This is a genomic window from Microbacterium sp., from assembly GCF_048259935.1.
In the GTDB taxonomy this organism is placed as follows: domain Bacteria; phylum Actinomycetota; class Actinomycetes; order Actinomycetales; family Microbacteriaceae; genus Microbacterium.
Map to the genome: position 1 here is coordinate 163,479 of NZ_JBLXHF010000005.1, position 21,283 is coordinate 184,761.

At 64.9% G+C, this 21,283-nt stretch carries 18 protein-coding genes; 10 read left to right on the plus strand and 8 right to left on the minus strand.

The window, feature by feature from the left end; genetic code table 11:
* Positions 1-4 precede the first annotated feature (4 nt).
* The gene (locus ACN0RC_RS10455; RefSeq protein WP_417511436.1) at positions 5-661 is read left to right on the plus strand and encodes an SDR family oxidoreductase; all 657 of its coding nucleotides are present in this window, start codon (positions 5-7) and stop codon (positions 659-661) included.
* On the opposite strand, the gene ACN0RC_RS10460 is transcribed toward ACN0RC_RS10455, so the two are convergent.
* Genes ACN0RC_RS10460 through ACN0RC_RS10470 form a run of 3 tightly spaced genes read right to left on the minus strand, consistent with a single transcriptional unit; the run spans position 651 to position 3,236 of the window.
* Complete coding sequence (locus ACN0RC_RS10460) at positions 651-1,514, minus strand: 3-methyladenine DNA glycosylase (protein ID WP_417511438.1); 864 nt, start codon at positions 1,512-1,514, stop codon at positions 651-653. The two genes, ACN0RC_RS10455 and ACN0RC_RS10460, sit on opposite strands and share 11 nt — an antisense overlap.
* 11 nt (positions 1,515-1,525) lie before the next feature.
* Positions 1,526-2,554 (minus strand): App1 family protein, encoded by a 1,029-nt coding sequence (locus tag ACN0RC_RS10465; protein WP_417511440.1) that lies wholly within the window; start codon positions 2,552-2,554, stop codon positions 1,526-1,528.
* A gap of 4 nt (positions 2,555-2,558) precedes the next feature.
* Positions 2,559-3,236, minus strand: a complete 678-nt coding sequence (locus tag ACN0RC_RS10470) for a DedA family protein (protein ID WP_417511442.1) — start codon at positions 3,234-3,236, stop codon at positions 2,559-2,561.
* A gap of 32 nt (positions 3,237-3,268) precedes the next feature.
* Here ACN0RC_RS10470 and ACN0RC_RS10475 point away from each other — a divergent pair, with 32 nt between their 5' ends.
* The 7 genes from ACN0RC_RS10475 to holA all read left to right on the plus strand — a co-directional run bounded on the left by ACN0RC_RS10475 (position 3,269) and on the right by holA (position 12,648).
* Positions 3,269-4,552 (plus strand): anthranilate synthase component I family protein, encoded by a 1,284-nt coding sequence (locus ACN0RC_RS10475; protein ID WP_417511444.1) that lies wholly within the window; start codon positions 3,269-3,271, stop codon positions 4,550-4,552.
* Positions 4,553-4,611: 59 nt separating this feature from the next.
* Entirely contained in the window at positions 4,612-7,182 is a 2,571-nt protein-coding gene (gene leuS / locus ACN0RC_RS10480; RefSeq protein ID WP_417511446.1) for a leucine--tRNA ligase, read from the plus strand.
* Positions 7,183-7,303: 121 nt separating this feature from the next.
* Positions 7,304-7,912 (plus strand): helix-hairpin-helix domain-containing protein, encoded by a 609-nt coding sequence (locus tag ACN0RC_RS10485; protein ID WP_417511448.1) that lies wholly within the window; start codon positions 7,304-7,306, stop codon positions 7,910-7,912.
* The gene (locus tag ACN0RC_RS10490) at positions 7,909-8,325 is read left to right on the plus strand and encodes a hypothetical protein (RefSeq protein ID WP_417511450.1); all 417 of its coding nucleotides are present in this window, start codon (positions 7,909-7,911) and stop codon (positions 8,323-8,325) included. The genes ACN0RC_RS10485 and ACN0RC_RS10490 overlap by 4 nt, the downstream gene beginning before the upstream one ends.
* Entirely contained in the window at positions 8,223-10,214 is a 1,992-nt protein-coding gene (locus ACN0RC_RS10495; protein WP_417511452.1) for a ComEC/Rec2 family competence protein, read from the plus strand. The genes ACN0RC_RS10490 and ACN0RC_RS10495 overlap by 103 nt, the downstream gene beginning before the upstream one ends.
* Positions 10,215-10,335: 121 nt before the next feature.
* Complete coding sequence (locus tag ACN0RC_RS10500; RefSeq protein ID WP_417511454.1) at positions 10,336-11,553, plus strand: hypothetical protein; 1,218 nt, start codon at positions 10,336-10,338, stop codon at positions 11,551-11,553.
* 57 nt (positions 11,554-11,610) lie between these two features.
* Positions 11,611-12,648 (plus strand): DNA polymerase III subunit delta, encoded by a 1,038-nt coding sequence (gene holA, locus ACN0RC_RS10505; protein ID WP_417511456.1) that lies wholly within the window; start codon positions 11,611-11,613, stop codon positions 12,646-12,648.
* Between the two features lie 75 nt (positions 12,649-12,723).
* Here the strand turns inward: holA and rpsT are convergent, their stop codons facing one another.
* Positions 12,724-12,984 (minus strand): 30S ribosomal protein S20, encoded by a 261-nt coding sequence (gene rpsT, locus ACN0RC_RS10510; protein WP_417511458.1) that lies wholly within the window; start codon positions 12,982-12,984, stop codon positions 12,724-12,726.
* 198 nt (positions 12,985-13,182) lie between these two features.
* Between rpsT and ACN0RC_RS10515 the strand changes: the two genes are divergently transcribed.
* Positions 13,183-14,532: a GH1 family beta-glucosidase gene (locus ACN0RC_RS10515; protein WP_417511460.1), complete on the plus strand. Its 1,350-nt coding sequence runs from the start codon at positions 13,183-13,185 to the stop codon at positions 14,530-14,532.
* A gap of 5 nt (positions 14,533-14,537) precedes the next feature.
* Complete coding sequence (locus ACN0RC_RS10520) at positions 14,538-15,830, plus strand: MFS transporter (protein ID WP_417511462.1); 1,293 nt, start codon at positions 14,538-14,540, stop codon at positions 15,828-15,830.
* On the opposite strand, the gene ACN0RC_RS10525 is transcribed toward ACN0RC_RS10520, so the two are convergent.
* The 4 genes from ACN0RC_RS10525 to ACN0RC_RS10540 form a co-directional block, all read right to left on the minus strand.
* Positions 15,751-16,503, minus strand: coding sequence for an alpha/beta fold hydrolase (locus ACN0RC_RS10525; protein ID WP_417511464.1), 753 nt, complete (start codon positions 16,501-16,503; stop codon positions 15,751-15,753). The genes ACN0RC_RS10520 and ACN0RC_RS10525 overlap by 80 nt on opposite strands.
* Before the next feature lie 93 nt (positions 16,504-16,596).
* Complete coding sequence (locus ACN0RC_RS10530; protein WP_417511466.1) at positions 16,597-18,300, minus strand: ABC transporter family substrate-binding protein; 1,704 nt, start codon at positions 18,298-18,300, stop codon at positions 16,597-16,599.
* Positions 18,301-18,431: 131 nt separating this feature from the next.
* The gene (locus ACN0RC_RS10535; RefSeq protein WP_417511468.1) at positions 18,432-20,360 is read right to left on the minus strand and encodes a dipeptide ABC transporter ATP-binding protein; all 1,929 of its coding nucleotides are present in this window, start codon (positions 20,358-20,360) and stop codon (positions 18,432-18,434) included.
* The gene (locus tag ACN0RC_RS10540; RefSeq protein ID WP_417511470.1) at positions 20,357-21,283 is read right to left on the minus strand and encodes an ABC transporter permease; all 927 of its coding nucleotides are present in this window, start codon (positions 21,281-21,283) and stop codon (positions 20,357-20,359) included. Before ACN0RC_RS10540 ends, ACN0RC_RS10535 begins: the two co-directional genes overlap by 4 nt.

Below are 21,283 nucleotides of genomic sequence, written 5' to 3' on the forward strand. Positions count from 1 at the left end.
AGCCATGTCTCGCGTCATCATCTTCGGCGGCCACGGTCGCATTGCTCTGCATCTCGCTCCTCTCCTGGTCGCCCGCGGCGACGAGGTCACGTCGGTCATCCGCAACCCCGACCACGCCGGTGACGTCGAGGGCGCCGGGGCAGTCGCGCTCGTCGCTGACCTCGAACAGCTCGACACAGAGGCGATCTCCGACCTCATCCGCGGACATGACGCCGTCGTCTGGTCGGCGGGAGCCGGAGGAGGGGACCCGAAGCGCACCTACGCCGTCGATCGCGACGCCGCGATCAGATCGATGGATGCCGCATCCGCAGCGGGCGCCGACCGCTACATCATGGTGTCCTGGTTCGGATCGACCGCCGACCACGGCATCCCGGAGACGGACTCGTTCTTCCCGTACGCGGATGCGAAGTGGGCGGCAGATGAGCACCTGCGCAGCACTGACCTCGGAGCGACGATCCTCGCCCCCGGCGCGCTCACCTTCGACGAGCCGACCGGTCGCATCGAACTCGACGCACTCGGCCGCAGCAAGGTCGCACGCGCCGATGTCGCCGCGGTCATCGCGGCAACGCTGCAACAGCCTCTGACGATCGGCCGCACGATCCGATTCGGCAACGGCACGGCAGAGTCGTCCGAGCCGATTGCCGACGCCCTCAAGCGCTGAGGACGTCGGCTCCCAGCCAAGCGCTGAGCATGCGACCGCGCAGCACATTGCCGCGCTCGGCGAACTCACGCTGACGACGCACGTACTCGGCTTTGCCCTCCGCGGTCTCGATCGGTACCGGGATCACACCCCATGCCGACAGGTCGTACGGTGCCGCCTCCATATCGAGCAGGCGGATGTCACGGGCGAGTTCGAACGTGTCGAGCAGCAGTTCTCCGGGAATGAGCGGCCCGAGCTTCATCGCCCACTTGTACAGGTCCATACCCGCGTGCAGGCAACCGGGCTGCTCTCGCTCGGGCTGGTCGGCGCGTGTGAGCGACAGCCGGTTGCGCGGCACCGCATCACGTGTGAAGAAGCGGAACGCGTCGAAGTGCGTGCAACGAAGATCGTGCGCCTCCACGACAGCATCCGTCTCGGCTTGCCCTAAGCGCAGGGGAGCGGAGTGCCGATGCTCGTCCTCGCGGTAGACCATTGCCCACTCGTGGAGTCCGAAGCATCCGAACTGTCCTGGGCGCGCGGCCGTGCGGCGCAGGATGCGTTCGATGAGGTCTGCGAGCGCCGACTTCTCGTTCGCGAACGACGCAGCGTCGGGAATGACTGATCCGGAGGCAGGGCCTTCCGCATACCAGCGCCATTCTCTGCGCTCTGGGGCATCCTCGAGCTGGACGCCCGCGCCGGGATGCCAGCGTCGCAGCTGCGAAGGCGAATGCGAGTAGTAGGTGAACAGAAAATCCCAGACCGGATGCTTCTCGCCCCGTGACGCACGCTCGCGGTGCGCGGCGGTGAGAGCGTCGGCACGCTGCTGGTGGGCGTGCTCGCGCGCCGACCAGGTTTCATGTTCGAGCGAGATCATCGGTTGTGCAGTCAGTGCAGAATGCCCACGGCCGTGAGCTTCTCACGGAGGCCCGCGCCATCGGACGCAGCCACCCAGGGCGCGGAATCCGCGGAGTGATCGTCAGCTGCCGCGCGCCCACCGGCGAGCATCGCCTCGGCGGTGGAGAGCTGACGGATAGCGACCCCGGCGACCGAGTCAGGATGCTCGGCCATGAACTCGGTGTAGATCGACTCGTCGTGCTGGCCGTCATCGCCGATCAGAAGCCATCGCACGTTCGGGAACTCTTCGGCGAGCCGGCGCAGATTGCTGAGTTTGTGGTCACGACCGCTGCGGAACCAGCGGTCGTGCGTCGGGCCCCAGTCGGTGAGCAGCATCGAGCCCCGCGGGAACAGGTGGCGACTCATGAAACGGCTGAGGGTGGGAGCGACGTTCCATGCTCCGGTAGACAGGTAGATCATCGGGGCACCCGGATGCTGACGGATGAGCTGCTCGAGCAGCACTGCCATGCCGGGTACCGGGATCCGGGCGTGCTCGTCGACGACGAACGAGTTCCATGCCGCGATGAACGGGCGGGGGAGAGCGGTGACCATCACCGTGTCATCGATGTCGGAGAGAATGCCGACCTTGACGTCATCGCCGACGATGAACGTCGTGCCCTCGACAGGCTCCTGACCCTCGACTGTCATCGTGAAGCTCTGCCACCCCGGAGGGAAGTCCGTCTCGAGCACGACATCGACCACACCACCGCGGTCGGCGACCACTTCATGTGTGCGCCCGGCGATCGTGATGCTCACTCGGGCCGAACCCACCGGGATTCCGACGAAACTGCGCCATCCCCGCACTGAACCGTACTGGCCATCGGCCCCGCGCCGGCGCGGGGGGACGATCAGCACTCGACCGAGTACGCGGGTCCACCCTGTACCGCCGTAGCCGGCGAACGGAAGAACAGTCGCGGTGCGTCCGCGACGGCGCGCGCGGCTCTCGCGCCACGCATGCACCCGACGCTCCAGGCGCGCGAACCAGTGGATCCTGGTCTTGGGGGGACTGTCTTCAGACATCCACTCAGTCTTTCATGTCGCGCGTCGTGCTCTCGTCTGATCCCGTGGGGCGCATGTGGCGAGCTTCCCATTTCTGCAGGATCTTCTTGGCGAAGAAGAGCACGACGATGAAGAGCACGATCACGCCGACGAAGAGATACCCCGCGAAGTGCACACGCTCGACGAGCTCACGGAACCCGCCGGCTGCGAGCGACGTGATGCTCACGTATGCGACAGCCCACAGTGCGCACGCGGGTGCTGTCCAGGCGAGAAAACGACGGTAGGAGTATTCGCTCATGCCGACGGTGAGCGGCACGAGGGAGTGCAGCACGGGAAGGAACCGAGAGAGGAAGATGGCGAGCCCACCGCGCCGCTGGAGGTAGATCTCTGCGCGCGTCCAGTTCTTCTCGCCGATCTTCTGCCCGATCCAGGAGCGCCGGATGCGCGGACCGAGCCACCGACCGAGCCAGAAGCCGATGCTCTCACCGATGAGTGCGCCGATGACAACCGCGATCGCGAGAGCGATGGCCTCGACGGGGCCGTCGACTCCCATCGAGGCGATGATCACGATCGTGTCGCCGGGGACGATCAACCCGATCAGGATGCTGGTCTCCAGCATCACCGCGAGACCGGCGATGAGTGTGCGGGCAATGGGATCAACGGCCTGCACAGCATCCAGAAGCCAGAGCAGGAAGTCGTCCACCCACATGAGGATACGCACCTTACGCTGAGATCGTGCCCCACGATCTCTTACTCGCCGCTCGCCGCGTGGAGACGAGCGCGGATCTCGCGCTCGTGTTCGCTTCTCTGGCAGCGGACAGCGCTGACGTCTTCTGGTTGGATGCGGGTGCGGGAGCCACCGAAGGGTGGAGCATCCTCGGTATCGGCGAACTGGATGCTGAGGGGCCGGGCAGCGTCCGAATCGATGCTGATTCGCGGGAGGCGGACGATCTGCCGCCGTTCCGCGGCGGATGGGTCGGCTGGCTCGACTTCGAATCTGGAGTCGCCGCGGCGGGCGCGCCGACGGGTCCTTCCGAGGGCGGGCCTGCATGGCTGCGGGTGAGCGCGGCGATAGCTGTGAACCACGCGACCGGCGCCGTCTGGGAACTCGGCGAGCCGCTCGTCGCGAACGGCACTGCGATACCGCGGCATCCGGTGGCGGCGCCGCGCCACGTCGCTGCAGCCCGGCACACGCCGGCCGAGTACGCGGCGCTGATCGAGCGCTGCCGTGACGCGATTCGCGCGGGAGACGCGTACCAGCTGTGCTTGACGACGCGATTCAGCGTCGCAGGGGTTCACGATCCCATCCAGACTTACCTGCGTCTGCGCGAAGTCACTCCGGCGCATCACGGCGGATTCATCCGCATCGGCGACAGAGCTCTGCTCAGCGCGAGCCCCGAGACCTTTCTGCACGCATCCGATGGACGCATCCGCACTCGTCCGATCAAGGGCACTCGCCCGCGAGGAGAAGATCAGGAGTCGGATGCCGCCCTGGCCGCCGAGCTTGTCTCAAGCGTTAAGGAGCGCGCTGAGAACGTGATGATCGTCGATCTCATGCGCAATGACCTCTCGCAGGTATGCGAGCCGTCATCGATCCGGGTCGAGGGACTGTGGGAGGTGGAGTCCTATCCCGCCGTGCACCAGCTCGTGAGCACAGTGAGCGGTGTGCCGAAAGCAGGACTGACCGTGCAGAGGTTGTGGGATGCAGTCTTCCCCGCGGGGAGCATGACCGGCGCACCGAAACTGTCTGCGATGACACTGCTGCACGGACTCGAGGCAGGCCGCCCGCGCGGTGTCTACAGCGGATGCTTCGGCTATGTCGGCGCGAATGGTGCGATCGATCTGGCGATGGTGATCCGCAGCATCGTCATAAGCGAGCACAGTGCCGTCATCGGCGCGGGGGGAGGGATCACCTGGGGGTCGATCGCCGCCGATGAGGTCGATGAAGTGGCGACTAAGGCGAGGGCGCCATTAGCGGCTCTCGGCGCCGAGCTTCCTGAAGAGTGGCGTGGCGACTGATCCGATATCCTGGAAGTTCCTGACTGTTCGTCACGCCGCTTCCTGAGATTGGCCGTTCGTTGTCTGAATTCCACGCTTCCTCCACCGAGGCCACCGACGAGTCGCAGTCGGTGCACGCCATCCAAGCCAAGTGGCAGAAGTACTGGGCCGAGAACGACACCTTCCTCGCTGGCGGCGAAGAAGACACGCGCCCGCGCAAGTATGTGCTGGCGATGTTCCCGTACCCCTCGGGCGATCTGCACATGGGGCACGCCGAGAACTACCTCTACTCGGACATCGTGGCGCGCTTCTGGCGCCACCGCGGGCACAATGTGCTCAACCCCATCGGCTGGGACTCGTTCGGCCTGCCGGCTGAGAATGCGGCGATCCGTCGCGGCGCTGACCCGCGGGAGTGGACCTACCAGAACATCGACCAGCAGAAGGTCGGATTCAAGTCGTACGGCGTCTCGTTCGACTGGTCGCGCGAACTGCACACGTCTGACCCGGAGTACTACCACTGGAACCAGTGGCTGTTCCTGCAGCTGCACGAGCGCGGCCTGGCGTACCGCAAGAAGAGCCCGGTCAACTGGTGTCCGAACGATCAGACCGTGCTCGCGAACGAGCAGGTCGTCGATGGTCGCTGCGAGCGTTGCGGCGCTGAGGTCATCAAGAAGAAGCTGACCCAGTGGTACTTCAAGATCACCGACTACGCCGACCGGCTGCTCGATGACCTCAACCAGCTCGAGGGCCGCTGGCCGCACAAGGTGCTGCAGATGCAGCGCAACTGGATCGGCCGCTCGGTGGGTGCAGACGTGGATTTCCGCATCGAAGGGCGCGATGAGTCGATCACGGTCTTCACGACGCGTCCTGACACTCTGCACGGGGCGACCTTCTTCGTGGTCGCACCGGATGCTGACCTCGCCGCTGAACTCGTCGCGGAATCGTCTCCGCAGGCGCAGGAGTGCTTCCGCAGCTACTTGGCCGATGTGCAGAAGACGACGGATATCGACCGTCAGTCCAGCGACCGTCCGAAGAGCGGCGTGTTCCTGGAGCGTTTCGCAATCAACCCCGTGAACGGCGAGCGGCTGCCGATCTGGGCTGCCGACTATGTGCTCGCGGACTACGGTCACGGTGCGGTCATGGCCGTGCCCGCACACGATCAGCGTGACCTCGACTTTGCGCGTGCTTTCGACCTGCCGGTCAAGGTGGTCGTTGACACCACGGCCCCCGTCACCGGCGCGATGCCCGTCATTGAGATCGACGACGACGGAGCGCCGATCGAGCCCGCCGACGACCAGCATCCCTCCGTCACCGGAATCGCGCTCTCCGGTGAGGGCCGCATGATCAACTCAGGCGATCTGAACGGCTTGTCCAAGCGCAACGCCGTCGCCCGCGCGATCGAGCAGCTCACCGCTGCCGGCACCGGTCGCGCGGCGAAGAACTACCGCCTGCGCGACTGGCTGATCTCGCGCCAGCGCTTCTGGGGAACCCCGATCCCGATGCTTCACCATGAAGACGGGACGGTGACCCCGGTGCCTGCGGATCAGCTGCCGGTCCGACTGCCGAGTGTCGAGGGTCTCGATCTTTCGCCCAAGGGATCGTCGCCGCTGGGCGCCGCGGAGTCGTGGGTGCGCACGGTTGACCCCGAGTCAGGCGAGCCGGTGCTTCGCGACGCCGACACGATGGACACCTTCGTCGACAGCTCGTGGTACTTCCTGCGCTTCCTGTCGCCGAACAGCGACCAGTTCGCGTTCGACCCGGCCGAGGCCGCGCGATGGGCGCCGGTTAACAGCTACGTTGGTGGCGTCGAGCACGCGATCCTGCACCTGCTCTACGCGCGCTTCATCACCAAGGTGCTCTTCGACATGGGGCTGATCGACTTCACCGAGCCGTTCAGCAGCCTGATCAACCAGGGCATGGTGATCCTCGACGGCGCGAAGATGTCCAAGAGCAAGGGCAACCTGGTGCTCTTCCAGGACGAGCTCGACAAGTACGGCGCTGACGCGCTGCGCGTCGGCCTTGCTTTCGCCGGCCCCGTCGAGGATGACAAGGACTGGGCGGATGTGTCGACCACGGGTGCGCAGAAGTTCCTGGCGCGCGCTCTGCGACTGAGTCACCAGGTCTCCAGCCCGGTCGACGTTCTGTTCAAGGATGGCGATGCCGCACTCCGTCGTGGCACGCACAAGCTGCTCGCGGATGCCCCCGCCCTCGTGGAGCAGACCAAGTTCAACGTTCTCGTCGCACGCCTCATGGAACTCGTGAACCTCACCCGTAAGACCGCCGACACTGGTTCGGGTGCCGCGGATCCTGCTGTACGCGAAGCGCTCGAGACGGTTGCAGTGATGCTGGACCTCATCGCCCCGCACACCGCGGAGGAGATGTGGGAAGCGCTCGGACACGAGCCGTCGGTGGGTCTTGTGACCTGGCGTCAGGCGGACCCGGCGCTCCTCGTCGAAGACACGATCACGGCAGTCGCGCAGGTCAACGGTAAGGTTCGGGCGCAGCTCGAAGTGCCGGCGAAGATCACGGCAGACGAGCTCGAAGCGCTCGCTCGCGGCGATGAGCGCGTCATCCGCGCGATCGGCGACAAGGATATCGTCAAGGTGATCGTCCGCGCGCCGAAGCTGGTGAACTTCGCCGTCAAGGGCTGACTCGCGTTCCGGGTTTCCCGCGCCCGTCGACTCGTTCTGCACATCTGACGCGTTCGCGAAGTTGTTCGCGATGCCGTCGTTTGGCGCGTTCGGATGCGTTCCATCGACGTAGCGTTGCGGGGTGCCAGCTCGTGAGACCGCGCCTGCGACCCCCGCGCGGTCGCGTCTTCGGCTGAGCATCGGCGCGGCGGTTGTGCTTGGTCTGGTCGTGCTCTCCGGTGCCGTGGGGCTCGGGATCATGCGTGGCCAAGCGCAGCCGTCGCAGACCGTGCAGATCGCTGCCGAGGAGGGGCCGGAAGACGTCGTCGCGGGCGGCGAACTCTACGTGCACGTACTCGGGCAGGTCGAACATCCTGGACTCTACGTACTCGAGTCGGATGCGAGAGTAGTGGATGCTCTCGCTGCAGCAGGCGGAACCCTCGACGATGCGGATCTGCAGGCGGTCAACCTCGCGCGCCTCCTGAGCGACGGTGAGCAGCTGGTCGTTCCTGTGATCGGTGCGGCCGCAGAAAGTGGAGGATCCAGCGCCGTCGGAGATGGCCTCATAGATCTCAACAACGCCGATCAGGCGGAGCTCGAGACTCTGCCGCGCATCGGCCCGGCGATCGCGCAGAGAATCATCGAGTGGCGCGAGACCAACGGGCGGTTCGGCTCGGTCGATGATCTGCTGGCCGTCTCAGGCATCGGTGAGAAGCTGCTCGCGGGCATTCGGGACCTGGTGCGGGTGTGAACGGCAGCACCCGCGTGCGCGATCTGCGACTCGTGCCACTGGCGCTCCTTATCTGGGGTGCTGCGCTGCTGTGCGTTTTCGTGCCGCAGATCTCGTGGTGGTTGGTGGGAGCCGCGGGCATCGGTGGTGTGGTCGCGCTGGCGTTGATGCGGCGGCGTACCGACGGCGTTCGCCCGCAGGGCGGGCTCGCTGCGGTGATCCTTCTCGGGGTGGCGGCCGTGGCGATGACTGCGGGCTTCGCGGTACCGCAACGCGACGCTGCCACCGAGCTCAGCGGGCGGGTCATCGAGGTGGTCGGCTCTGGTTCGACGTGCAGACGACGCGGGCAGGCACGCTCGGTGCACCGGAGCCGCTCTCGGTGCCGATCCGCGTCGGAGTCGACCCGAAGAGCGGGCTCGATCTCGGGGCTGTGATCAGGGTCGCAGGCGACGTGATGGCGACTGATCCGGGTGAGCGGGCAGCGCTGGTGGTCTTCGGGATGCGGGTCGAGATCGTGCAACCCGCTCAGGGCGCGTTCGGCATGGCCGCCCAGGTGCGGGAAGATTTCGTTGAACGTGCGACGAAGCTTCCTGAACCGGGTGCTGGCCTCCTACCGGGGCTCGCTGTGGGCGACACCAGGGCAGTGACCGAGGAGCTCAACGCGGCGATGCTCACCAGTGGTCTGAGCCATCTGACGGCCGTATCCGGGGCGAACTGCGCGATCGTCGTGGGCGCCGTCTTCTGGCTGGTCGGACTCTGCGGAGGCGGACGCGCGCTGCGCGTGGTCCTGGCGCTGGCTGCGCTGGGTGCATTCGTCGTGCTCGTCACGCCTGAGCCGAGCGTCATACGAGCCTCAGTGATGGCTGCGCTCGCGATGCTGACGCTGCTCTGCGGCAGGCCGGGTGCCGGTGTGGGAGTGCTGTGTCTGGCTGCAGCCGGCATTCTCATCGCCGACCCGTGGCTTGCCGCCACACCGGGCTTCGCGCTGTCGGCAGCCGCAACCGCCGCGCTGATCGTTCTTGCGCCTCCGCTCGCCAGGGGAATGTCGCGATGGATGCCGCAGCCGTTGGCCCTCGCGATCGGCATTCCGGTCGCGGCCCAGCTGGCGTGCGGCCCGATCATCGCGCTGTTCGCCGAGCAGCAATCGATCATCGGCATCCCGGCGAATATGCTCGCAGATCCTGCCGCTCCCATCGCGACGGTCGTGGGGTTGCTGGCCTGTCTTGCCGCTCCGATCCCACCGCTGGCGGATCTGCTCGCGGCCTCCGCCTGGCTGCCCGCCGCGTGGATCTCGACGACGGCGACGGTGTCGGCCGCGGTGCCGGGTGGGACGGTCCTGGTGCTGCCAGGGATCGGTGCGGCACTCGTCGTCGCGGTGCTGAGTGCCGCAATCGGGTTCCTGCTCGCGGGGAGCACGCCGTTCGCCGGTGCGCTGGCACGCTGGGCGCGGATCGCGTCTGTCGGTGTGGTGGTCGTAGCGGGCGGAATGCTCGGAGCGCGGATGCTGCTCACGGGTCCGCTCGTCGGCGTTACCGTTCCGCAGTCTTGGTCGATCGCCGCCTGCGACGTCGGCCAAGGCGATGCGCTCGTCGTGCGTTCTGAAGAGCGCATTGCGCTCATCGACACCGGGATGGAGCCAGAACCCCTGTTGACGTGTCTGAGCGCTCTCGGTGTCGACCGCATCGATCTGCTGGTACTGACACACTTCGATGCAGACCACGTCGGCGCGGCGGGGAGCGTGGTCGGCAGGGCTGACACGGTGCTCCATGGGCCTGCAGCGTCATCGGATGAGCGCCACCTGCTCGAAGACTTCGAACGCGCGGGAGCGTGGGTGGTGGCGGCGTCAGCGGGGATGCAGGGCAGTCTGGGCGGCGCGCAGTGGCGCGTACTGTGGCCGCGCCCCAACTCTGAGGCTTTCCCGGCGGGCAATGACACGAGCGTCGTGCTGGAGTTCGATGGCGGGGGAGTTCCGCGCTCGCTGTTCCTCGGTGATCTTTCCGCGGTGCCGCAGAGAATGCTCACTGCAAGTCTGCACGGGGACTACACGGTGGTGAAGGTTGCCCATCACGGCAGCGCAGACCAGGATCCGGGGCTGTATGCGGCAGCCCATCCCCGCGTCGCGATCTTCAGCGCAGGCGCCGACAATGACTATGGACATCCGCGAAAGGAGACGATCGACATCACGGCATCCTTGGGCGCTCTCACGCTGCGAACCGATCAGCAGGGGCGGATCCTGATCGGCCTCGATGGTGAGACTCTGACGGTGTGGACAGAGCGCAATGACGCTCCTGCTGCGGCGGTCGATGTCGGCGACGCCGAGTAGGCACTTGTTCACCGCCGCTCTTCGTTCCACTGCTCGCGCGGGTTGGTCTTCAGCCCACAACGTCGTCATGAAGTACGGTCAGCTTACGGATTGCGAAAAGTCGCAGAAACGGGGGAACTCCATGAGTGAGACACAGATCGCCAATTTGCTTACCGGAATCGGCATCGTCATCGCGAGCGTTGCGGTTCTCGTCGGGCTTTGGGTCTCGCGACTTTCGCTCTCGCAGACAAAGCAATTGAGCGACGGTGACGCGGCGCGCGCTCTTGAGCAATACGAGCGCGGAAGGTTTGACGAGCTCGTCGCTCAAGCGAAGGAGATTCTCTTGCTCGCCGGAGACATTGCGGCGTACACAGACTGGCGATTTCAGGAGCGAGCGAACCAGGGCGATATCAATAGTCAGGCGCAGCGAGCGGCCGAGGTGGAGCAATCAACCGCCCACCTTGACCAGTTGGTGGAGCTACTGATGTACACCGAATTCCTGATTCCGGAGCGTGATCTCGAGCCGCAGCCGAGCGTTGCCCATTTCGGCTTTGAGAAGGATCCAGTCAAGCGGCTTGCCGAGCAGGCTGCGTGGCTGTCGAGCGCAGCCGACCTGTACCTGCGTTACGACAATGATGTTCGGGAGGGCCGGGATCCCAGTAGCGACGAGGCTGTACCGGCGGTGAACAAACCCATCGAGGTGTTGCTCATGCGGCTCATCGAAAACCTGCCTGATCTCGTGTCTGACGACTTTGAGAACTGGAAGTGGAACCGCGCGGCGCGTCATCGCGAAATGAGCAACTACGTGCCAATGTCGGGAACGGACATGTACGCACTGGCTCGCACTGAGTTCGGCCGCTCGCTCAGCCAGTTCAGACTGACACTTGCCGACCTTTTCGCTGCAATTTCTGACGCTCGGCGCGCCGTGGTTGTAGAGCAACATGGGTCCGGGAGCCGATGGACAACAGCAAAAGGTGTTGCGTGGGTCGAGCCCGTGACCGCCAGCACTTCGACGACTCGGACGGTGGAACAACGTGATCCATTCGGCCGCGAAGAACTCGCGGCGTATCTCGAGGACTCGCTCTACCCGGGCGCTGAAGCAGATGACACAGCACGAGCAACTCCGGACCCTGAGAATGCCGCGCAGAGCGCGGTTGTCGAACGCCTGGAGGCCCTCTACAACCTGCACACAAGCCTCGCGCACATGGAGACCCTAACCAACTCAAATGCACTTGAGGACGAGCTTTTCGCGATGATTCCGGCGGATCGTTTCGATGAGTTCACTCGCCTCGTGAACGCGAGTGTACTTTGGGCGCCCGACCTTCATGCGAAATGGGAGGGCTTTCTCTCGCGTCGCTGACTGGCCGTGCGGACGCTGCTGCGGTCGATGTCGGCGACGCCGAGTAGGCTCTTATCCATGGCCGCACCTCGTTCCTCAGCCCGTGGCGGCGCGAAGGCGACGAAGGTCGCGCAGGTGTCCTGGCGTGAGCCCCGACCTGCTCCTGTCGTCCTCGTCTCGGGCCCAGAAGAAGTCTGCGCTGAGCGCGCGATCGCGGGAATCCGCGACTATCTGCGGGCCGAAGATCCGGCGCTCGAAGTCAGTGACGTTCGCGCTGACGATTATGCTCCCGGAACACTGCTTGCACTCACCTCGCCATCACTGTTCGGCGAACCGCGGCTCGTGCGCGTCTCCGGCGTCGAGAAATGCACGGATGCCTTCATCCAAGAGGCTGTCGCCTATCTCGAGCATCCGCAGGAGGGTGCGACCGTTATCCTCCGCCACACCGGAGCGAGCGTACGCGGTAAGAAGCTGCTCGACGCCCTGCGGGGCGGCTCCGGCGGCGGTATCGAGATCGCGTGCCCGACGATCAAACGCGATAGTGACCGGGTCGACTTCGCCGCTGGCGAGTTCAAGATCGCTCGCCGCAGAATCGCCCCCAACGCCCTCCGAGCACTCGTCTCGGCCTTCGCCGACGATCTCACCGAACTCGCCTCGGCATGCCAGCAGCTGCTCCGCGACGTCGATGGCGACATCAGCGAAGAAACGGTCAACAAGTACTACGGCGGCCGTGTCGAAGTCTCGGCCTTCGTCGTCGCCGACACCGCGATCGCCGGTCGCTATGGTGAGGCGCTCGTGGCGCTGCGGCACGCACTCGACTCCGGTGCTGATCCGGTGCCCATGGTCGCAGCTTTCGCCATGAAGCTGCGCACGATGGCCCGGGTGGCCGGTCAGCGCGAACCCAGCCGCAGTCTCGCCCAGCGGCTCGGCATGAAGGACTGGCAGGTCGACCGCGCGCGTCGCGATCTGAGCGGGTGGAACGAACGATCGCTGGGTCTGGCGATTCAGGCGACGGCCAGAGCCGATGCCGAGGTGAAGGGCGCGGCTCGCGATCCGATCTTCGCGCTGGAGCGGATGGTCGCTGTCATCGCCACTCGCACGCCGTTCGGTGAATAGCACTTTCTCCACGAGAACGCCGAAGGCCCGTTCCCTGAGGGAACGGGCCTTCGAAATTCAGTGTGAGAACTGAGCTCAGAGAGCAGCAACCTGCTTGGCAAGCGAAGACTTGCGGTTCGCGGCCTGGTTCTCGTGGATGACGCCCTTGCTGACGGCCTTGTCGAGCTTCGTCGACGCCACGCGCAGGGTTGCCGATGCGACAGCCTTGTCACCGGAGGCGATGGCCTCGCGGGTCTTGCGGACGTGAGTCTTGAGCTCGGACTTGACGGCCTTGTTGCGCAGGGTCGCCTTCTCGTTGGTCTTGATGCGCTTGATCTGCGACTTGATGTTTGCCACGCGTGGAAACTTTCGTTCAGGGATGGATGGAGTGTGTCGTAAGCAGGAAGAGGGCTGCTGTCCGACGGTCGTGAGGGATAAACCCACACGCAAGCCAAGAATCAAGTCTATCAGGTCTGAGGACTTTCCTTTGCCCTCCTCTCGCGCTGAGTGATTCGGATGCGGCAAGCTGGGCATACCCGAGCAAAGGAGCTCTGTATGACGGATGCGTCGATTCCGACCTTCCACGTACCTGCGGGAATCCGCTGGTCTGCAGCGACAGCGGCTTTTCAAGTGGAAGGAGCCCGAACCGCTGACGGACGCGGAAGATCGATCTGGGACGACTTCGTCGACACACCGGGGCGCGTACTCGATGGATCCACTGCAGAGCCCGGGCCCGAGAGCTACCACCGGGCGGCCGAGGACATTGCCCTGCTCCGCACTCTCGGCGTCGACCGGTACCGCTTCTCGATCTCGTGGGTGCGTGTGCAGCCGGACGGGGTGGGCGCGGCATCCACAGCAGGAATCGCCTACTACGACCGACTCGTCGACGGCCTGCTCGAGGCCGGCATCACGCCATTCCCGACGCTCTATCACTGGGATCTGCCCTCCATGCTCGAGGCGGAAGGCGGATGGCTCGCCCGCGATACCGCAGAGCGCTTCGGGGAGTACAGCACGATCGTCGCGCAGGCTCTGGGCGATCGGGTCAAGAACTGGTACACGATCAACGAACCGGTCTCGACCTCACTACAGGGGTATGCGATCGGCGAGCTCGCCCCGGGCAGGCAGCTGCTGTTCGGCTGCCTTCCTACCGTTCACCACCAACTGCTCGCGCACGGTCGTGCCGTCGCCGCGCTGCGGGCGAACGGTGCACAGAGCGTCGGCATCGTGAACAACCACACCTGGGTCAGGCCCGCAGCCGATACGGATGCTGATCGCACTGCCGCTCATCTGTACGACCTCATCCACAACAGACTCTTTGCGGATCCCGTACTCACCGGAAGCTATCCGGACCTTTCGCCCTTCGGGGCGGAGATGCCGGTTCAGGACGGCGATATGCAGGCGATCGCCGCGGCATCCGATTTCTATGGCGTGAATTTCTACAATCCGACGACGATCGCGGCAGCTCCCGAGGGCGCGCCCGTCCCGTTCGTTCAGGTGCCCACTCCTGGTGCGAAGCACACCGGATTCGGTGAGCTGTGGCCGATCGAGCCCGCAGCGCTCACCGCATTCCTCGTCGACGCGAAGAAGCGCTACGGCGACGCGCTGCCGCCGATCATCATCGGGGAGAACGGCGCGTCATTTCCCGAACCCGACAAGACCGATTCGCGTATCGACGATACCGACCGGGTCTCCTATGCGGCGGGCCACATCAGTGCGGTGGCGGATGCTGTCGCGCAGGGCGTCGACATCGAGGAGTACACCGTGTGGAGCCTGCTCGACAACTTCGAATGGGCCGAGGGCTTCACCCAGCGCTTCGGTCTCGTGCACGTCGATCAGGAGACGTCGGTGCGCACGCCCAAGGCCTCGTTCGAGTGGTACCGCGCGCTCATCGCAGGCACGCGATGAGCGGCGTGCCCGCACGACAAGGCCGCTCGCCTCGAAGCGGCAGAGTCGGTGGCGCGTGGATGACGCTGTTCGGCCTGGCATGGCTGGCGGTGTGGACGGTTCAGCTGACCCCTGTCCAGCTGCTCCTGCCGCTGCAACTGGACACACCCGGCGGGCCTTCAGACTGGATCACCGGCGTCATCTGGTCGGGACTCATTCTCTCGATCGGCGGACTGGCAGGTGTGATCGCGGGGCCGCTGGCGGGGGCGCTCTCTGACCGCACGCGCTCCAGGTGGGGGCGACGTCGGCCCTGGACGATCGGCGGGTCGCTGCTGACATCGGCATCCTTGCTCCTGACCGGTTCCGCAACCGACCCGGTTGCCGTCGGCGCAGCCTGGGTCGGCGTCTCGATCGGCGTGGCGGTGGTCTCCGCGTCGCTGACCGCCATGATCGCCGACCAGATCTTCGCGCAGCGCGGCGCAGCATCGGCCCTGGTGAGCTCCGCGCAGGCGGTCGGAATCGTCGTCGGAGTCGGCGCGGTGGTGCTGCTGGGTCTGGGCATCGGGGCGAGTTACGTCGCGCTGGCCGGATTCATCCTCATCGTCGGCATCGGAACGGCACTGCTGCTGCCCGATCCGAAGTCCGTCCACACCATCACGCCCTCAGCCCAGCAGACGTTCCGCGAGCGACTCGGTGCACTGCAGGACCGCAACTTCGGGTGGGTGCTCGCCAGTCGTCTCACCGTGAATCTCGGAAACGCGCTGGGCACCGCACTGCTGCTGTTCTTCCTGCTGTACGGCGTCGGATCGCCCGCTGACCGCGCAGAGGACGACCTTCTGGTGCTCATCGTGATCTATACGGTCTTCGTCGTCGCGGCATCCATCATCGCCGGATCGATCTCCGACCGCACGGGAAAGCGGAAGTCCATCGTGATCATCGCGGCGCTCGTGCAAGCACTCTCGGCGGTGATGATCCTGATCTCGCCCACCTTCATCGGCACCGCGATCGCCGCCGGCGTCATGGGCGTCGGATACGGCGCGTACATGGCCGTGAGCCTCGCGCTTGCCACCGATCTGCTTCCGCGCCCAGAGCACCACGCACGTGATCTGGGTGTGGTGAATGTCTCAGCGAACCTCGGTCAGCTGTTGGGGCCGCTGCTGGGCGCTGCGCTTGTGGCCCTGGTGGGTGGATTCTGGCTGCTCTTCCTCACTGCGGGAGTGCTGTCGGTCCTCGGCGGCATCATGACGATCGCTGTGCACCCGGCGACCGCGTCGCCTGGTGCTGAAGAGTTGCCACAGCCAGATCCAGCAGCGCGTTGAAGACCCGTGGTCGCATCGCAGTCACCAGGTGCGAGGTCCGCGGCACGACGATGAGTTCGGACTGCGGAGTGAGCCGCTGGAAGAGTCGCTCCTGCATCCGCAGCTGATCGAACTGGCCATTGATCCACCACAGCGGCATGTGCAGGCGTTGCAGGTCGGCGGCAAGATCAAGTGCACCGAGGCTCGCGAGGGCGATGTCCTGCGCATCGAGCGCATAGCCGCCGGCGCCGAAGTCCGGTCGGGTGTCATCGGGGAGAGTAGCTGCGAGCACGCGGTTGGTCAGCCACATGCCCTGATCGGGCAGGGCATTGAAGGTTCGCGCGAACGTGCGATACGTCGCAAGAGCCGCGCCGCGGGGGAACGCCGTGCACGATGCGCCGATGAAACCGGCGATGGGGGGAGCAGCTTCGGATCCCGCGTAGGCGACCGAGACCAGGCCACCCATGGAATGGCCGACGAGGAGCACGGGGCCTCTGGCCGCGGCATCCTGAACGGCCTCGTGGACGGTCGCGAACGCGCCGTCGATGGTGAAGGGCTCCGCCATGCGTGATCCATGACCCGGCAGGTCAACCGCGACGGCAGAGATGTCGCGCTCGGCAAGATGCTCGAGTTGTGAACGCCACATCGTGCGAGATGTGCGGATGCCGTGGACGAGGACGACCTGGATACTCACGGCTCCAGCATACGAAAAAGCGGGGCCGGTGGATGAACCACCGACCCCGCTTCGCAACTGACCCTTCGACGAGCTCAGGGAGCAGTCAGGGAATTACTTCTCCCAGCCCATGTCCTCAACGGGCTGGACGCCGAAGCCGTCCAGGCCCACGTAGGGCTCAGGGGTGAGGTTGGCAAGACCGGTCTTGACAGCCGAGATCGACGGACCGTTGTAGAGCGGGATGAGGCCCCACTCCTGGAAGATCTCTGCTTCGAGCTTCATGGCCGCGGCCGTCTGCTCGTCAGCGGTCGTCAGCGACTCGACCTCGTCGTGGATGCGCTTGTCCATCTCAGGCGTCTGGACGCCAGAGAGGTTCAGGCCCATGTCCATGCAGTAAAGCTGGCAGAACCAGGCGGCACCGAACGGGTCGGACGAGGTGAAGCGCAGGGACGCGATGTCCCAGTTCTTCGAGGTGTAGTCGTTCGAGAAGTCAGTCGACGGGCGAACGTCGATCTGAACGTCGATGCCGACAGCCTTCTCCTGTGCCTGCAGAGCCTTCGCAAGCGCCTGGATCGTCGGGTCATCGCTGAAGATGGGGTACACGACAGACAGCTTCTCGCCGTCCTTCTCGCGGATGCCGTCTTCGCCCTCGACCCAGCCAGCGTCGTCAAGAAGCTTCTTGGCGGCATCCGGGTCGAACTTCCAGCCGGCCTCGGACAGTGCGTCCTCGTAGCCGGGCTGGAACGGGAACAGCGTGAGGGAGCCGGCAGGCGCCTCTTCGTAGTCCAGACCGTTCCAGGCGATCTCCTTCTGCTGGTCGATGTTGACAGCCTTGAAGAACGCCTCGCGGACCTTGACATCCTCGAACTGCGGCTTGTCAGCGTCGACCTCGAGCAGGGTGCTCGCGGTCTGCGTGGAGCGGTAGATCGTGATGTCCTTCATGTCCTTGACCTGCTCCATGCGGTCCTTGGTGCCGACACCGACCATGTCGATCTCGTCAGCCTTGAACGCGTTCATAGCAGCCGAAGCCTCGAGTGCGGTGAAGGAGACCTTGTCGAGCAGCGGCTCGTTGCCCCACCACTCGGGGTTGGGCACGAACGAGACGTAGCCTGCGTTGGCGTCGAACTCGTCGATCGTGTACGGGCCTGCGCCCCACTCAGCGTGCGGGTCACCGATCATGGCCTCGTTGAAGGTCGCCGGGTCGTTCAGCGCGGGGTGGATGATGCCCGTGAGGAACGGCATCTCCGGCCAGGCGAACTCGCCGTCGAACGTGACGATCGCGGTCTTCGCGGTGTCGCCCTGCTCAACCGAGGCGATGTTCTTGTAGCCATCGGTTGCGTTCGGGTTGAACTCTTCGTTCGTGCCGTTGTTGGCCTTCCACGTCGCGTCGATGGCGGTCCAGTCCATCTGGGAGCCGTCGTTCCAGTGCGCTTCATCTGTGAAGGTGAAGGTGATCTGGGTGTTGCCGTCGACCGTGTCGATCTTCCACTCGTCGAGGTACGCGTCGTTCTTGTACGGCGTGCCATCGTCCTTCTGCAGCATGATCTGCGGCATGTACCACGCGGCGATGCGGGCGGTGTCGGCAGAACCGTCTCCGTTGAAGGCGTTGAGCTGCTCTGGGATCTCGTTGGCTGCGAAGCGGGCTTCGCCGCCGGTCTTCAGGTTCTCGCGAGGCTGCGGGTTGTAGTCCGAGGCTTTCGTCTCGACGGGCGTGTTACCGCTGTCACCGTTATTGCCGGTGTCAGCTGCACAGCCCGCAAGGGCGAGTGCGAGGGCTCCGCTGAACGCGAGCGCCCCCATCAGCTTGTGCTGCTTCATGGTGCTCCTTTCGCCTTTCGGCGTGTCATAAGGCGAGAATAGTTCGCACGGTGGCCGAATTCACTGTGAGCACAGTGAATCGTCCTTAACTGTTATCGGACGGTGACCGAGCGTTACCGGCCGTTAACACTTCAACGGACGACAGGCTCCGCCTGCATGGTCTCGGGGTTGAAGATGAGCCGCTCGCGGCTGCGTTCGATGTCAGGATCTGGTACGGGAATCGCCGAGAGCAGCGCCTTCGTGTAGGGATGCTTCGGGTTCTCGAAGATCTCCTGCACATCACCGTGCTCGACGAAATCGCCGAGATACATGACCGCGACGCGATCGGCGATGTGCCGGATGACCGAGAGATCGTGCGCCACGAACAGGTACGACAAGCCGAGCTTCACCTTCAGCTCGTCGAGCAGGTTGATGACGCCGGCCTGGATCGACACGTCGAGCGCGGAGACCGGCTCATCGAGCACGATGATCTTCGGGTTGGTCGACAGTGCACGGGCGATGCCGATGCGCTGTCGCTGGCCACCCGAGAACGCGCCGGGGAAGCGGTCGACGTGTGCGGGGTTCAGCCCGACGATGTCCATCAGCTCCTTGACGCGGCGGTGCACTTCGTCCTTCGGCGTTCCGATGGCGCGCAGCGGTTCGGCGATGACGTCCGCGACCGTCATGCGCGGGTCGAGCGCGCCCATCGGGTCCTGGAAGACGATCTGGATGTCGCGACGTACCTGTCGCTCGATCTTGCGGCTGGTGATGTCGTTGACACTGATGCCGTTGATGACGATGTCGCCGTCTTGCTGCTTGACCAGGTCCATGATCTGCAGCAGCGTCGTGGTCTTTCCGGAACCGGATTCGCCGACGATGGCCATCGTCTCGCCCTCGCGCACGTCGAACGTGACGTTCTTGACGGCATGGACTTCGCCGACCCTGCGCTTGAGGAACGCGCCCTTCATCAGCGAGAACGTCTTGTTCAGGTTGCGCACCTCGAGAGTGACAGGGCGCTCTTCACGCGGTGTGCGCGTCAGAACGCTCTCGGGAACCTCGCGGACGGGATAGACAGGAAGGCCGCCGATGAGCCCGCCGTCTTCGATCTCGTTCGCACGGATGCAGGCGACCTGGTGCGACGCCCCGGTGCCGGTGGCCACGGGCAGCAGTGCGGGCTCGCCGTCACGGCACGCACTGATCGCGATCGGGCAGCGATCGGCAAATGGGCAGGCGTCTGGCAGATTGATCAGCAGGGGAGGGTTTCCCTTGATCGGAACGAGAGGTTCCTTCTCGGCCTTGTCCACGCGCGGGATCGCACCGAGAAGTCCGATCGAGTACGGCATCCGCGTGTGGTGGAAGAGCTCGCCGACAGGGGCATGCTCGATCGGCTTGCCCGCATACATCACCATGACGTCATCGGCCATGCGCGCCACAACGCCCATGTCGTGCGTGATCATGATCGTGGCAGCGCCCGTCTCATCCTGGGCCTTCTCGATCAGATCGAGGATCTGCGCCTGGATGGTGACATCCAGAGCAGTCGTCGGCTCGTCGGCGATGATGAGCTTCGGGTTGTTCGCCATCGCGATGGCGATCACCACGCGCTGGCGCATGCCGCCGGAGAACTCGTGCGGGAAGCCCTTCATGCGCTTCTCCGGCTGGGGGATGCCGACCAGACGCAGCAGCTCGACCGAGCGATCCCACGCCTGCTTCTTGGACAGGCCACGGTGCACCGTCAGCGCCTCGATCAGCTGGTCGCCGATCGTGAACACCGGGGTCAGCGAGGTCAGCGGATCCTGGAAGATCATCGCCAGACCGTTGCCGCGAATGACGGACATCTGCTTGTCGGTCTTGCCGAGCAGCTCCTGCCCGTCGTACATGATGGATCCGGTGACCTTGGCGTTCTCATCGAGAAGCCCCATGATCGCGAGCGAGGTGACCGACTTTCCGGAGCCGGATTCACCGACGATGCCGAGCGTCTTGCCGGCTTCCAGATCGAAGGAGACGCCGCGGACGGCATCCACGCGTCCTGCTTCTGAGGCGAAGCTGACCTTGAGGTCGCGGACCGAGATGATGGCGCTCATGCGCGGCCTCCTGCTGCCGAAGTCGGATCGAGGGCATCGCGCAGACCGTCCGAGACCAAGGCCATCGAGACGGTGAGCAGCGTCAGTGCCGCCGCGGGGAAGTAGAACAGCCACGGTGCGCTGGTGATGGTGTTGGCGCCGGTGCCGATGAGGGATCCGAGTGAGACATCGGGAATCTTCACGCCGAAGCCGATGAACGAGAGGCCGGTCTCAGCCATGACCGCGCTGACGATTCCGAGCGTGAAGTTGATCACCAGGAGAGAGCCGATGTTGGGCAGCAGATGGCGCATCACGATGCGCATTCCGGACACGCCCATGTAGCGCGCTGCATGCACGTACTCACGCTCACGCAGCGAAAGGGCCGTTGTCCAGACCACGCGAGCCGGGAAGTACCAGCCGACGATGAACACCATGATCAACGAGATGACCAGCCAGTTTCCGCCTGCGCGGTTCGACATCAGCGAAAGGATGAGGAAGCTGGGGATCACCATCATGAAGTGGATGACGGTGAGGGTGATCTTTTCGGTCCAACCGCCGAAGTAGGCAGCTGCCGTGCCGACGATGGCCGAGAGGATCGTGACTCCGACCGAGACAGTCACGGCGATCATCAGCGAACGCTGGGTGCCGAGTGCCACCTGGGCGAACGTGTCGTTGCCTGCTGCTGTCGTTCCGAACCAGTGGTCGGCCGATGGGCCGGTGCCGAGATTCAGGAAGTCGAGCTCGACGTGATCGTAACGCCCGATCAGCGGTCCGATGATCGCGAACAGCACGAGCAGGACGAAGATCACGATGCCGGCAACGGCGGGCTTGTTGCGCATGAAGCGCCGCGAGTAGAGCGTCCATTTCGACATGGGTTTGCTGGTGGTCTCAGCGAGCACCGAATCGGTGGGGGCGTGCACTGTGGGGTCGATCATTTCGCTCAT